Below are 13,320 nucleotides of genomic sequence, written 5' to 3' on the forward strand. Positions count from 1 at the left end.
CGGAGCCGCCAAGGCACCGCGGACCGTGTGGGAGCTGGCTTGCCAGCGATAGCGGTAGTGAATTCACCGACGTCATCGCTGGCAAGCCAGCTCCCACAGGGTCCGCGTAGCTCTCTCAGCATCGTGCACAAATCTTCCAGACGGGCCCTTCCTTCAGGCATAAGATGCCCATTCGCCCCTCATCCCCGATCCCCATGACCCCGAACAGCTGGATCAATGTCAGGCAAGACCCCGAAAGCGGCATCGAGACCATTCGTGCCCACTTCGAAGGTCATGCCTACGATCCGCACTGGCATGACAGCTACCTGGTCGGCTTCACCGAGCAGGGCGTGCAGCAGTTCAACTGCCGCAAGCAGCTGCACAGCAGCACCGCCGGCCAGGTCTTCGTCCTCGAACCCGGAGAGCTCCACGACGGCCACGCGCCGACCCCGGGTGGCTTTACCTATTCGATGCTCTACCTCGATCCGCAGTGGATCGAACGGGAAATGCGCGGGCTGTTCGCCAATGCCCCCGATCACTGCCGGCCCGCCGTCGACCGCACCTTGCCCACCGAGCCCGACCTGCTGCCGTTCATCGCCAGTGCCTTCCGCGCCCTGCACGGCGACGAGCCGCGCATGTTGCGCCAGGCCAGCCTCGATGCCTTGCTCGAACGCCTGTCACGGCAACTGGTCTGGCGTGCCCGCGACACCGCCGACCCACGCATGCCCGCCGTGGCCCTGCGTGCCCGGGATTACCTGCACGAGCATTTTCGCAGCGACATCAACCTCGACGACCTGGCCCGGGCCTGTGGCGTCGACCGCTTCCGCCTGACCCGGGCCTTCAAGAGCGCTTTCGGCCTGGCGCCCCATGCCTACCTGGTGCAGCTGCGCCTGGCCCGGGCGCGGCGCCTGCTGGCGGGTGGCTGGTCGCCGGCCAGGGTGGCGATGGACCTCGGTTTCGCCGACCAGAGCCACCTCGGCCGCTGGTTCCGCCGCGCCTATGGCCTGACGCCGGCCACCTACCGCAAGATCTGCACAAACCTTCAAGACGGTTGAGGGCAGGGTTCGCACAATCGCTTCCAGTCAACCTGCCTGGAATTGCCTTGATGAATGTCTCCCTCGCCCAACTGCTGCCTTTCGTGGTCTTCGCCTTCGTCGCTTCGATCACGCCCGGTCCGACCAACCTGCTCATCCTCGGCAGTGCCGTGAGTCGTGGAATGCTGGCCGCCATGCCGTTGGTGCTCGGCGCGGCAACGGGGGCGGCCGGGTTGGTGGTCGTGGTGGGGCTGGGTCTGGGCGAGGTGTTCTTGCGCTATCCGTCCTTGCAGCAGGTCATGGCCTGGGGCGGACTGGCCTGGATCAGCTGGCTTGGCTGGCAACTGTTTCGCGCACCGGCCAGCGTGCTGGAAGAGGGCGACGGTGCCCGACGCCTGGGCGTCTTGCAGGGTGCGGGGTTGCAACTGGTCAACCCGAAGACCTGGATCATGGCCTTGTCGGTGGTCAGCGTGTTCGTCGGGGTGGGCGCGGGGATGGCGACCTATTGCCTGTATGCCGGGGTGTTCCTGCTGGTGGCGCTGCCGTGCCTGGCGCTGTGGGCCGTGCTTGGCGCAGGGGCGGCGCGGGTGCTGCGTTCGGCGCTGGCGATGCAGCGGTTCAACCAGGGGATGGCGGTGCTGCTGGTCATCTCGGTGTGGGTCGGGATGTTCGGTTGAGTCCGGGGCCGCGTGGCGGCCCCGGCGATCTTACGCCTGCTCCGGCACTACGGCGATCACATCGATCTCCATCAGCCATTCCGCCTGGGCCAACCCGGCCACCACCAGCCCGGTGGAAATCGGGAACACCCCCTTCAACCACTTGCCCACTTCCCGGTACACCGGCTCACGGAAGCGCGGGTCGGTGATGTAGGTGGTGGTCTTGACGATGTGCGACAGGTCCGAGCCGGCTTCTTCCAGCAACTGCTTGACGTTCTTCATCGCCTGCTCGGCCTGCGCCCGTGGGTCGCCCAGGCCTACCAGGTTGCCCTCGAAATCGGTGCCGACCTGGCCGCGCACGTAGATGGTGTTGCCGGCGCGGACGGCCTGGCAGAGGTCGTTGTCCAGGGTCTGGTTAGGGTAGGTGACCTTGGTGTTGAACATGCGGATGCGGGTATGCGTTGGCATCAGTTGACTCCCATGAGACTGGCTTTTTCAGACGATTCGGTGTGCGTGGCCGCCTGGCGCTGGTCCTTGTCCTGGTAGGCCAGGTAGGTGCGCTGGGTGGCGATATGCCCGGCGACATGCTTGGCGTCGTGCCACACGCCCCAGATGAACGAAGACCCCCGGCGCGACAGCCACGGCAGCCCGACGAAGTACACCCCCGGTTCGCTGGACACGCCGCGCTGGTGCTTCGGCTTGCCGTTGGCATCGAAGGCGTCCACCGCCAGCCAGCTGAAGTCCAGACCGTAGCCGGTGGCCCAGATCACCGAGGTGACGCCGGCCTGCGCCAGGTCCAGTTCGAGGATCGGCTGGGTGAAGCATTGCGGGTCGGGCAGGCGCTTGCGTGCTTCCGGCTCCAGCGGCAGGTCGAGGCCGTTGCGCTCGACATAGGCATCGGCGGCGTCCAGCAGGGCCAGGTAGTTCTCGTCGCCGCGCTGGATGTTTTCCGCCAGGTTGTCCTGGAAGCGCGCCACGCCGTTGTGGAATGACTGGGTCAGGCCGACCAGGGTCATGCCCTGATGGGCGAGGGCGCGGAAGTCCACGGTATGGCCGCCACGGGCGCCGCTGACGGCAATGGTCACGTGCTCGCGACCGGGCTTGGCGATCTCCGCGTCCCACTCGCCGAGCACCCCGAGCCACCAGCAGAAGTCACGGTTGCGGTAGCTGCGTGGCGGGCGGTCGTGGGCACCGACCGAGAGGTAGACCTTGCGTCCGGCGCGCATCAGCTCGTCGGCGATCTGCACCCCGGAGGACCCGGCACCGATCACCAGCACGGCGCCTGCCGGCAGCTGCTGTGGGTTGAAATAGGCGGCGGAGTGGATCTGGTGAAGGCGCTCGTCCTGCGGTGCGATGGCCGGGATCACCGGGCGCTGGAACGGGCCGGTGGCGGCGACGACGCGATTGGCGCGGATCGTGCCCTCGCTGGTCTCGATGGTGAAACCCGGGCGGTCGGCGTTGCGCACCACCTTCTTCACCTCGACCCCGGTACGGATCGGCAGGTTGTATTTCTTCACGTAGTTTTCGAAGTAGTCGGCGACCTGGTCCTTGCCGGCGAAGGCATCGGCATCGAGGTCGAATTCCAGGCCGGGGAAGCGGTCGTGCCAGACCGGACCGTTGGCCACCAGGGAATCCCAGCGGCCGCTGCGCCAGGCTTCGGCGATGCGCTTGCGTTCCAGCACCAGGTGCGGCACGCCCAGCTTGCTCAGGTGTTCGCTCATGGCCACGCCGGCCTGGCCGGCGCCGACCACGAGGGTATCGATGTCGAGGTTGTTCAGTGTCATGTGCATGCCCTGTCTTGTAGGCGTTCTTGTTCAGGGGCGGTCGTCGAACCGCCGTTGCCTGGGGCCAGACTAGGGACACCGGCGATTTCGCGAAAATAGTAATTAGCTGGGGATTGCCGATAAAAAGGCGAAGGGGTGGGGTGTTGCCGAGGCGCGCTGGGCTGGCCACTTTTTTCCTATGTCCCAACCACATATTTCATCGTTTTCCCGCTGCCCCATGTCCCGCACCATCTACCTGAACAGCAACAACAAACGGGCCGCACGACGGCCCTCAGGGAGAGCATGTGCAAGACCTCGGCTACTGGCAGCGACAGGCTGCGCGACAGGCATTCATCGACAAGGCGCTGATCGGCGGGCGGCAGGTTGCCGCGCAGTCCGGCGCCACCTTCGATGCCATCAACCCCGCCACCAACCAGTTGCTGGCCCGGGTCGCCGCCTGCGGCGAGACGGAAGTGGACCTGGCCGTCGCCAGCGCCCGCCATGCCTTCGAGCACGGCCCCTGGGCGCGCATGGCCCCGGGCGAGCGCAAGAAGGTTCTGCAGCGCCTGGCCGAGCTGATCATGGCCCACCGCGAGGAACTGGCCCTGCTCGACTCGCTGAACATGGGCAAGCCGGTGATGGACGCCTTCAATATCGACGTGCCGGGCTCGGCGCATGTCTTCGCCTGGTATGGCGAGGCCCTCGACAAGCTCTACGACCAGGTCGCGCCCACCGCGGCCAACGCCTTGGCCACCATCACCCGCGAAGCCCTCGGCGTGGTCGCCGCGGTGGTGCCGTGGAACTTCCCCCTGGACATGGCCGCGTGGAAACTGGCTCCGGCGCTGGCCGCCGGCAACAGCGTGGTGCTCAAACCCGCCGAGCAGTCGCCGTTCTCCGCCCTGCGCCTGGGCCAGCTGGCCCTCGAAGCGGGCCTGCCGGAAGGCGTGCTCAACGTGGTCCCGGGCCTTGGCGAGAGCGCCGGCCGCGCCCTGGGCCTGCACCCGGACGTGGACTGCCTGGTGTTCACCGGCTCGACCCAGGTCGGCAAGTACTTCATGGGCTACTCGGCGCAGTCCAACCTCAAGCAGGTCTGGCTGGAGTGCGGCGGCAAGAGCCCGAACCTGATCTTCGACGACTGCCAGGACCTCGACCTCGCCGCCGAGAAGGCCGCCTTCGGCATCTTCTTCAACCAGGGCGAAGTCTGCTCGGCCAACTCGCGGCTGTATGTGCAGCGCTCGATCCACGACGAGTTCATCGAACGCCTGCTGGCCAAGGCTCGCGACTGGCTGCCCGGCGACCCGCTGGACCCGGCCAGTCGCGCCGGGGCCATCGTCGACGCCGAGCAGACCGCCCGCATCACCCGCGCCATCGGCCAGGCCCGGGAGGAGGGCGGTCGCTTGCTGTGCGGCGGACGCCAGCTGACCTTCAACGGCTCCAGCAACTTCATCGAACCGACCATCTTCGCCGGCGTCGACAACGACATGGGCCTGGCCCGCGAGGAAGTCTTCGGTCCGGTGCTGGCAGTCAGCGCCTTCGACAGTGAAGAACAGGCCATCGCCCTGGCCAACGACAGCATCTACGGCCTTGCCGCCTCGGTCTGGAGCGACGACCTCAACCGCGCCCATCGCGTGGCCCGGGCGCTGAAGGCCGGCACGGTATCGGTGAACACCGTCGATGCCCTCGACGTCAGCATTCCGTTCGGCGGCGGCAAGCAGTCCGGTTTCGGCCGCGACCTGTCGCTGCATTCGTTCGACAAGTACACCCAGCTGAAGACCACCTGGTTCCAGCTGCGCGGCTGACGGATCCAGCCAAGCCAACCCCGACCTGCCGCGACCGTCTCGCGGCAGCGTCGTTTCCAAGCAATCTGTTCCAAGGAGCAGCACATGACGTTTTCCATCATCGGGCGCTGCCCGGAAACCGGCCAGGTCGGTATCGCCATCAGTTCCTCCAGCATCGCCGTCGGCGCGCGCTGCCCGTGGGTCCGCGCCGGGGTCGGCGCGGTGTCGACGCAGAACATCACCCTGCCGGCGCTGGGGCCGCAGATCCTCGACCTGCTGGAACGCGAGCAGGTCCCGCCCAGGGAGGCACTGGCCAAGGTGCTCGGCTCCAATGGCTGGAGCGAGTACCGCCAGGTCACGGTGATCGACAGCCATGGCAACGTAGCCCTGTTCACCGGCCAGGAAGCGCTCGGCGTGCACAACGCCGTGGCCGGCGAGCAATGCGCGGCGGCGGGCAACCTGTTGTCCGGTGTGCAGGTCATCGAGGCCATGGTCGAGGCCTTCGAACAGGCCCATGGTCATCTGGCCGACCGCCTGCTGGCGGCGATGCACGCCGCCATGGCCGCCGGGGGCGAAGCCGGGCCGGTACATTCGGCGGCGCTGAAGGTGGCCGGCGAGCTGACCTGGCCGCTGGTGGACCTGCGGGTCGACTGGGCCGAGCAGGACCCGATCGGCCAGCTCGATGCCCTGTGGCAAGCCTATCGCCCGCAGATGCAGGACTACGTGACTCGCGCCCTCGACCCGACCGCGGCGCCCAGCTATGGAGTACCGGGCGATGAGTGAGGTGGGCAGTCGCGAGCTGCTGGAGCGGCTGATCGCCTTTCCCACGGTCAGCCGCGAATCCAACCTGGCGCTGATCGGCTTTATCCGCGATTACCTCGCAGGGCTTGGCATCGACAGCGAGCTGTTCCACAACGAGGAAGGCACCAAGGCCAACCTGTTCGCCACCATCGGTCCGCAGGACCGGGGTGGCGTGGTGCTGTCCGGGCACACCGACGTGGTGCCGGTGGACGGACAGGCCTGGACGGTCGAGCCCTTCGTCATGAGCGAGCACGACGGTCGCCTGTACGGGCGTGGCGCCGCCGACATGAAGGGCTTCATCGCCTGCGTGCTGGCCGCGGTCCCGGCGTTTCTCGCCGAGCCGCTGCGCATCCCGGTGCACCTGGCGTTCTCCTATGACGAGGAAGTGGGCTGCCTGGGCGTGCGCTCGATGCTGGCGGCGCTGGCGCAGCGGCCGCACAAGCCGACCCTGTGCCTGATCGGCGAGCCTACCGAGCTCAAGCCGGTGCTGGGGCACAAGGGCAAGCTGGCGATGCGTTGCCAGGTGCACGGTGCGGCCTGCCATTCGGCCTATGCGCCTTATGGGGTGAATGCCATCGAGTACGCGGCGCGACTGATCGGCAAGCTTGGCGAGATCGGCGAGCGCCTGGCTGCGCCCGCGCTGCACGACGAGCGTTTCGACCCGCCGTTTTCCACGGTGCAGACCGGGGTGATCAAGGGCGGCAGGGCGCTGAACATCGTGCCGGCGGAGTGCGAGTTCGATTTCGAGGTGCGGGCTTTGCCGGGATTCGATGCCCAGGTGGTGGCGGACGAACTGGAACGCTTCGCCGAGGCCGAGTTGCTGCCGAAGATGCAGGCGGTGCAGGCCGACACCGGGGTCAGCCTGCGGCCGCTGAGTGCCTATCCGGGGCTGGCGACGCCGGCGGACAGCGAGGCGGCGCGTCTGCTGGCGCTGCTCAGTGGCTCGGATGAATTCGGCACGGTGGCCTTTGGCACCGAGGGCGGATTGTTCGACCAGGCGGGGATTCCCAGCGTGGTCTGCGGGCCGGGGAGCATGGACCAGGGGCACAAGCCGGACGAGTTCGTCAGCCTGGAGCAGTTGGCCGGCTGTGATGCGATGCTTGGCAGGCTGGTGGAGTATTTGCGGGCGGGGTGAAGGCCAGGGCTGTACAGGAAGCGCCGCTTGCGGCGCTTTTTCTTTGCCCGCACTGACACCATGAATTAGTGAAGCCGATAGAGAACCCTGTGGGAGCTGGCTTGCCAGCGATGACGTCGGTGAATTCACTACCGTCATCGCGGGCAAGCCAGCTCCCACAGGGTTCTTTGTCAGCTTTCAAAACGAGTACACCCGCCAGGGGGCGGGTGTGTCGTCAAATCAGGGCAATGCTCAAACCCCGGCAGCCAGCTTCGCGCTCACCTGCCGCCGCCGATAGGCACTGTCCCGGGTCGCCAGCCACCAGTACAGCGGCGACGTCACCAGCAAGCCCACCAGCCACGACAGGTCCGCGCCATCGATATGCGCCGACACTGGCCCGACATACAACGGCGTGTTCATGAACGGCACCTGCACCACGATGCCGATGGCATAGGCCAGCAGCGCCTGCGGGTTGTAGCGCCCGTAGATGCCGCCATCGACCTTGAAGATCGAGGCGATGTCGTAGTCGCCCTTGTGGATCACGTAGAAGTCGATCAGGTTGATCGCCGTCCACGGCACCAGCACCACCAACAGCACCAGGACCATGTCGACGAAGTGGCCGATGAAGTCCGCCGAGGCGCCCACCGCCACCACGCAGCAGCCCAGCAGCACCACCAGCGACAGCACGGCGCGGCTTTTCGCGGTGGGGATCCAGCGATAGGCAAAGGTCTGCACCAGGGTGATCAGCGACAGTACCGCGCCGTACAGGTTGAGGGCGTTGTGGCTGATCACGCTGAGCAGGAACAGCACCAGCATCAGCGGGCCGATGGCGCCGGTGGCGAGCTTCACCGCGTCCATGCTGTCCATCCCCGCCGGTACCGCCAGTACCGCCACGGCGCCGAAGGCGAAGGACAGGCTCGAACCCAGCGCCGACCCCAGGTAGGTGGTCCAGAAGGTCGCCGCCACCGGCACGTTGGCCGGCAGGTAGCGCGAATAGTCCGAGACATAGGGTGCAAAGGCGATCTGCCACAGCGCGGCGAGGGACACCGTGGCCAGCCAGCCGGACAGGTTGAAGCTGCCGCGGGTGAGGAAGTCGTCGCTCTGAATGTGCGTGAGGATGTAGCCGAAGCCGACCACGATGCCGATGCCCAGCACCCAGGTGCCGATGCGGTTGAGCACGTGGATGAAGCGGTAGCCGATGATGCCGATGATCCCCGAACCGAGGGCGCCGACGACTATGCCCACCGGCACCGGCACGCTGTCCGCCACGCCATGCAGCGACTTGCCGGCGAGGACGATGTTGGAGGCGAAGAAACCGATGTACATCAGCCCGGCGATCACCACCACCAGCAATGCGCCGAGGGAGCCGAACTGGGCGCGGCTCTGGATCATCTGCGGGATTCCCATCTGCGGGCCCTGGGCGGAGTGCAGGGCCATGAGCACGCCGCCGACCAGATGCCCGACGAGGATGGCGACGATGCCCCAGACCAGGTTGAGGTGGAACAGCTGGACCCCGAGGGCCCCGGTGACGATGGGCAGCGGCGCGATGTTGCCGCCGAACCAGAGGGTGAACAGATCCCTGACCTTTCCGTGGCGATCTTCCGGTGGCACGTAGCCGATCGTATGTTTTTCGATGAGCGGGGTGGGTGACGCTGCGTTGGTCATGACGGACTCCAAGGCAAGGATGAGTACGCTCGGCGTACTTCGGTTGGCGTCGGCAGGGCGACGCCTTTTCTTGTAGGGGGCCGATCTTGAGCGCAGCGGGGCGGGGACGAAATTAGTAAATATGTGCTCCCAGACCTTAAAAAAGCTGGGCTGCCTTGCAACCTTCACGAGCCGGCTCGCTGCCCCGGGTGCTTGCCATTCTTTGGCTCACTCAGGTTAAATGCGAGTCATTACCATTTATTTCGCCGGTCTCCCATGTCCTTCGCCGACCCCTCCCAGCAAAAAGCCGTGCACGCCCTGTACGAGGACCACCATTCCTGGCTGTGCGGCTGGCTGCGCAACCGTCTCGGCTGCGTCGAGCACGCGGCGGACCTGGCCCAGGACACCTTCATCCGCGTCATCACCCTGCGCAAGGCCGCTGACCTGCGCGAACCCAGGGCCTACCTGAGCAGCGTGGCGCGCAGCCTGATGATCGATGCCTTCCGCCGCCGCGCCCTGGAACAGGCCTACCTGGAGGCCCTGGCGGCGCGCCCGGAAGCCCTGGACATCTCGCCGGAAACCCGCCTGCAGATCCTCGAAACCCTGAGCGAAATCGACCGCCTGCTCGACGGTCTCGGCGCGCGCACCCGGGAGATCTTCCTCATGGCCCAGCTCGACGGCCTGAGCTACGTGGAGATCGCCCGGCGCCTGGAGGTCTCGGTGACCACGGTGAAGAAGCACGCGGTGCGTGCGCTGACCCACTGCCTGCTGCTGGTGGAGGACTGAGCCGTGAACCTGGGGCGGGACATCCTCGAACGCGCGGCGCACTGGTACGTCGAGCTGCGCTGCGAGCCGGACGCGGCGACCCGTGCGGCGCACCAGCAATGGCTGGACAGCGACCCGCGCCACCAACAGGCCTGGGCGCGCCTCGGGCGCCTGCAGGGCACCTTCGGCGGGGTCGCCCCGCAACTGGCCCGCAGCACGCTGGCCGGCGCGCGGGCCAAGCGCCGCGAAGTGCTCAAGGTGCTGTCCCTGCTGCTTGCCGCCGGTGGCGCCGGCGGCCTGGCCTGGCGCAGCACGCCGGTGCAGGGGCTGTTCGCCGACCAGCGCACCGCCACCGGCGAACGCCGTGCCCTGGCCCTGGACGACGGCAGCCGCGTGCACCTCAACACCGCCAGCGCCGTGGATATCCGCTACAGCGCGCAGCTGCGGCAGATCGACCTGCTGCAGGGCGAGATCCTCGTGGAAACCGCCCGCGATGCCCTGGGCCGGCCCTTTGTCGTGCACACCGCCCAGGGCAGCATCCGCGCCCTCGGCACGCGCTTCCTGGTCCGCCGCGACGGCGAGCTGACCCGGGTCTGCGTGCTGGAGCATGCGGTGGAGGTGCGTTGCGCGGCATCCTTGTCGGCAATGCGGGTCGAGACCGGGCAGCAGTTGGCATTCAGTGCCGAGCAGCCAGGCCCGCTGCGTCCGGCCAGGCCTCAGGCCGATGCCTGGACCCGCGACATGCTGGTGGTCAACGACTGGCCGCTGGCGGATTTCATCGCCGAGCTGCAGCGTTATCGCCGTGGTCACCTGGGCTGCGCCGACGGCGTCGCCGGGCTGCGGATTTCCGGGGCCTTCCGCCTTGCCGACAGCGATGTCGTGCTGGACAACCTGACCACCACCTTGCCCGTGCGCATCCGCCGTTTCGGCGGTTTCTGGGCGCGGATCGAGGCGGCCTGAAAAAAATCTCCGCCAGGGGTTATCGATTGCGGAACTGCTTCGACTTGTAGGTAGAGGCGCCACAGAGACGCCGTTCATCACTGCCACAGGGCGAAAGGAAACCGCATGTCCCGTTCCATCGATCGCATCCCCCTGAAGACCCCAGCCTCGGCCCTGAGCCGGGCCATCCACGCCGCACTGCTCGGTGCCGCCCTGGCGGTACCGGCCAGCCTGCTGCCGGGCGTCGCCCCGGTCCAGGCGCAAACCCGTGCCGAGGCCACCTTCGACATTCCCGCCGGTCCGCTGGACAGCGCCCTGACCCAGTTCGCCGCCAGTGCCGGGATCACAGTGTCCTTCGACCCGGCCCACGCCCGCGGCTTGAAGTCGCCGGGGCTGCACGGCAGCTACAGCGTCGATGCCGGCCTGCGCCAGTTGCTCGCCGGCAGCCGCCTGCAGGCGCTGCGCCAGGCCAATGGCAGCTACTCGCTGCTGCCGCAGGTGGAAGAGGGCGCCTTGCAACTGGACAGCACCAACGTCAACAGCACGGCCGGCGAGTCGGCCTGGGGGCCGGTGGACGGCTATGTCGCCACCCGCAGCGGCACCGCGACCAAGACCGATACCTCGATCCTGGAAATCCCCCAGAGCATCAACGTGGTCACTGCCGAGCAGGTGCAGGTCCAGGGCGCGCGCAACCTGACCCAGGCCCTGCGCTACACCCCGGGCCTGAACGTCGGCGGCTTCACCGACCGCAACGCCATCGCCGACGAGATCACCAGCCGCGGCTTCGCCCCGACCCCGCTGTACCTGGACGGCGCCTACGTGCCCTATGCCGGCAGCCTGGGCGGTGCACCACAGATCGATCCCTACACCCTGGAACGCATCGAAGTGCTCAAGGGCCCGTCTTCGGTACTGTTCGGCCAGAACCAGCCGGGGGGCCTGGTCAACATGGTGTCCAAGCGCCCGACCGCGGAGGCGCGCAACCAGGTCCGGCTCGGGGCCGGCAGCTACAACCGGGTCAACGGCGCCATCGACAGCAGCGGGCCGCTGGACGAGCAGGGGGTGTTCGCCTATCGCCTGATCGGCGTGGCCAACAAGGGCAATGATCAGGTCGACCACACCCATGCCGAGCGCATGCTGCTGGCGCCGAGCCTGAGCTGGACGCCGGACGAGGCCACCTCGCTGACCCTGCTGGCCCAGGTGCAGCGCGACGATGGTGCCGCCGACTACCAGTCGCTGCCGCGTATCGGCTCCCTCGATCGTGGTCCGAACGGCGAGCGCATCGACCGCAACTTCTACTCCGGCGATTCGCGCTACAACGACTACAAGCGTGACCAGCTGATCCTCGGCTACGACTTCCGCCGGACCCTGGGCGATGACCTGGCGTTCCGTTCCACCGCGCGCTACATCGACATCCGCGACCGCTACCGTGGCTTCTACCTGCGCAGCTTCGCCACCGATGGCGCGGGCGAGACCGACTACACCCGGGCCAACCGGGTCAAGCTCGACTGGCGCCAGCACAACATCAGCTACACCGTCGACAACAACCTCGAATACCGCTTTGCCACCGGCGCCTTGCAGCACACCGTGCTAGGTGGTGTCGACTACCGCCACTTCAGCCGCAAGTACGATGGCTACAACGCCTACAACGTGCTGCCGGTGGAGCTGTACGGCAAGAACAACTACGACACCTCCAGCGTGACCCCGCAGCTGGACACCAGGTGGGACAACACGGTGCGCCAGACCGGTGTCTACCTGCAGGACCAGGTGCGCCTCGACCAGTGGCTGCTCACGGTGGGCGGGCGGCATGACTGGGCCGAGATCGACAACAAGGACCTGCTGGCTCGTTCCATCGCCTCCCAGCGCGATCACAAGTTCACCGGGCGCATCGGCCTGACCTACCTGACCGACTTCGGCCTGGCACCTTATGTCAGCTACTCGCAGTCGTTCCTGCCCACGGTGGGCACCGAGGCACCGGAGCGCGGCGGCAAGGCCTTCGAACCGACCGAGGGCGAGCAGTACGAGGTGGGCGTGAAGTACCAGCCGCTGGAAAAGACGCTGTTCACCGCGTCGCTGTTCCAGGTCAAGCAGATGAACGCCCTCACCGGGGATGACGAATACCCGCAGTACCAGGCGCAGACGGGCGAGGTCCGCTCGCGCGGCGTCGAACTGGAGTTGAAGAGCAGCCTGGAGCGTATCGATGTGCTGGCTGCGGCAACCTATATCGACTCGTTCTACACCAAGAGCACCTATGGCGACCAAGGCAACCGCAGCGAAGCGCAGGCGCCGGTCACCGCCAGCCTGTGGCTGGACTACCACCTGGTCGATGGCCTGACCCTCGGCGGCGGTGCGCGCTACACCGGGCGCAAGCCGGGGGATTCGTCGAGTTCGTTCGAGGTGCCTTCGTACACGGTGTACGACGCCACCCTGCGCTATGACCTGGGCCACTTCGACCCCAGCCTGCGAGGGCTGCAGGCGAGCCTGAACGTGCAGAACCTGTTCGACCGGGAGTATGTGTCGGACTGCAACTATTCGTTCGGCTGCTACTATGGGCAGGAGCGGGTGGCTTCGGTGCAGGTGAGCTATGACTGGTAGCTGATTACTGGTAGCCCAGCGCCTATTCTGTGGGCGCTGGCTTGTCGGGGCACCGAACGGCAGCGATTACGTCGGTGAATTCACTACCCCTGTCGCTGCGTGGATATCTACACATCTTTTCGCTTTGAGGTGCTTGGTACTGCGAGCATATCCGGTCGTGGCGGCGACTCCGCTGGCGCTTTCCGCCTTTACGGCGGCTTACTTTTTTCTTGGAAAAAGTAAGCAAAACCGCCTGCTCCTGCATCCGGCCCTACG

The 13,320-nt window shown here is 66.9% G+C and carries 11 protein-coding genes; 8 read left to right on the forward strand and 3 right to left on the reverse strand.

Annotated elements, in window-relative coordinates:
- Positions 1-194: 194 nt before the first annotated feature.
- Positions 195-1,034: an AraC family transcriptional regulator gene (locus tag V0R59_RS31420; protein WP_330078403.1), complete on the forward strand. Its 840-nt coding sequence runs from the start codon at positions 195-197 to the stop codon at positions 1,032-1,034.
- A gap of 50 nt (positions 1,035-1,084) precedes the next feature.
- Entirely contained in the window at positions 1,085-1,690 is a 606-nt protein-coding gene (locus V0R59_RS31425; RefSeq protein WP_330078402.1) for a LysE family translocator, read from the forward strand.
- A gap of 30 nt (positions 1,691-1,720) precedes the next feature.
- Here V0R59_RS31425 and V0R59_RS31430 read toward each other — a convergent pair whose 3' ends face one another.
- Complete coding sequence (locus tag V0R59_RS31430) at positions 1,721-2,137, reverse strand: RidA family protein (protein WP_330078401.1); 417 nt, start codon at positions 2,135-2,137, stop codon at positions 1,721-1,723.
- Positions 2,137-3,453, reverse strand: a complete 1,317-nt coding sequence (locus V0R59_RS31435) for a flavin-containing monooxygenase (RefSeq protein ID WP_330078404.1) — start codon at positions 3,451-3,453, stop codon at positions 2,137-2,139. The genes V0R59_RS31430 and V0R59_RS31435 overlap by 1 nt, the downstream gene beginning before the upstream one ends.
- Positions 3,454-3,737: 284 nt before the next feature.
- Here V0R59_RS31435 and V0R59_RS31440 point away from each other — a divergent pair, with 284 nt between their 5' ends.
- The 3 genes from V0R59_RS31440 (at position 3,738) to argE (ending at position 7,146) form a co-directional block, all read left to right on the forward strand.
- The gene (locus V0R59_RS31440) at positions 3,738-5,231 is read left to right on the forward strand and encodes an aldehyde dehydrogenase (RefSeq protein ID WP_330078400.1); all 1,494 of its coding nucleotides are present in this window, start codon (positions 3,738-3,740) and stop codon (positions 5,229-5,231) included.
- Positions 5,232-5,315: 84 nt separating this feature from the next.
- Positions 5,316-5,993, forward strand: coding sequence for a DUF1028 domain-containing protein (locus tag V0R59_RS31445; protein ID WP_330078399.1), 678 nt, complete (start codon positions 5,316-5,318; stop codon positions 5,991-5,993).
- Complete coding sequence (gene argE, locus V0R59_RS31450) at positions 5,986-7,146, forward strand: acetylornithine deacetylase (RefSeq protein ID WP_330078398.1); 1,161 nt, start codon at positions 5,986-5,988, stop codon at positions 7,144-7,146. The genes V0R59_RS31445 and argE overlap by 8 nt, the downstream gene beginning before the upstream one ends.
- Before the next feature lie 231 nt (positions 7,147-7,377).
- On the opposite strand, the gene V0R59_RS31455 is transcribed toward argE, so the two are convergent.
- Complete coding sequence (locus V0R59_RS31455; RefSeq protein WP_330078413.1) at positions 7,378-8,790, reverse strand: purine-cytosine permease family protein; 1,413 nt, start codon at positions 8,788-8,790, stop codon at positions 7,378-7,380.
- Between the two features lie 255 nt (positions 8,791-9,045).
- Here V0R59_RS31455 and V0R59_RS31460 point away from each other — a divergent pair, with 255 nt between their 5' ends.
- The 3 genes from V0R59_RS31460 (at position 9,046) to V0R59_RS31470 (ending at position 13,065) form a co-directional block, all read left to right on the forward strand.
- On the forward strand, positions 9,046-9,555 hold the full coding sequence (locus V0R59_RS31460; protein ID WP_330078412.1) for a sigma-70 family RNA polymerase sigma factor: 510 nt from the start codon (positions 9,046-9,048) through the stop codon (positions 9,553-9,555).
- Positions 9,556-9,558: 3 nt separating this feature from the next.
- Positions 9,559-10,494 carry a FecR domain-containing protein gene (locus V0R59_RS31465; RefSeq protein ID WP_375547430.1) on the forward strand — a complete coding sequence of 312 codons (936 nt, stop codon included), beginning with the start codon at positions 9,559-9,561 and terminating at the stop codon, positions 10,492-10,494.
- A 105-nt stretch (positions 10,495-10,599) separates the two neighbouring features.
- On the forward strand, positions 10,600-13,065 hold the full coding sequence (locus V0R59_RS31470; protein WP_330078411.1) for a TonB-dependent siderophore receptor: 2,466 nt from the start codon (positions 10,600-10,602) through the stop codon (positions 13,063-13,065).
- Positions 13,066-13,320 lie beyond the last annotated feature (255 nt).

This window comes from Pseudomonas ulcerans, from assembly GCF_036324125.1.
Classification (GTDB): domain Bacteria; phylum Pseudomonadota; class Gammaproteobacteria; order Pseudomonadales; family Pseudomonadaceae; genus Aquipseudomonas; species Aquipseudomonas ulcerans.

What these genes read in the sequence shown, in the direction of transcription:
- V0R59_RS31445 (WP_330078399.1), top strand. Translation starts at nt 5,316, where the DNA reads ATGACGTTTTCCATCATCGGGCGCTGCCCGGAAACCGGCCAGGTCGGT.
- V0R59_RS31435 (WP_330078404.1), bottom strand. Translation starts at nt 3,453, where the DNA reads ATGACACTGAACAACCTCGACATCGATACCCTCGTGGTCGGCGCCGGC.
- V0R59_RS31420 (WP_330078403.1), top strand. Translation starts at nt 195, where the DNA reads ATGACCCCGAACAGCTGGATCAATGTCAGGCAAGACCCCGAAAGCGGC.
- V0R59_RS31425 (WP_330078402.1), top strand. Translation starts at nt 1,085, where the DNA reads ATGAATGTCTCCCTCGCCCAACTGCTGCCTTTCGTGGTCTTCGCCTTC.
- V0R59_RS31470 (WP_330078411.1), top strand. Translation starts at nt 10,600, where the DNA reads ATGTCCCGTTCCATCGATCGCATCCCCCTGAAGACCCCAGCCTCGGCC.
- V0R59_RS31460 (WP_330078412.1), top strand. Translation starts at nt 9,046, where the DNA reads ATGTCCTTCGCCGACCCCTCCCAGCAAAAAGCCGTGCACGCCCTGTAC.
- V0R59_RS31430 (WP_330078401.1), bottom strand. Translation starts at nt 2,137, where the DNA reads ATGCCAACGCATACCCGCATCCGCATGTTCAACACCAAGGTCACCTAC.
- V0R59_RS31455 (WP_330078413.1), bottom strand. Translation starts at nt 8,790, where the DNA reads ATGACCAACGCAGCGTCACCCACCCCGCTCATCGAAAAACATACGATC.
- argE (WP_330078398.1), top strand. Translation starts at nt 5,986, where the DNA reads ATGAGTGAGGTGGGCAGTCGCGAGCTGCTGGAGCGGCTGATCGCCTTT.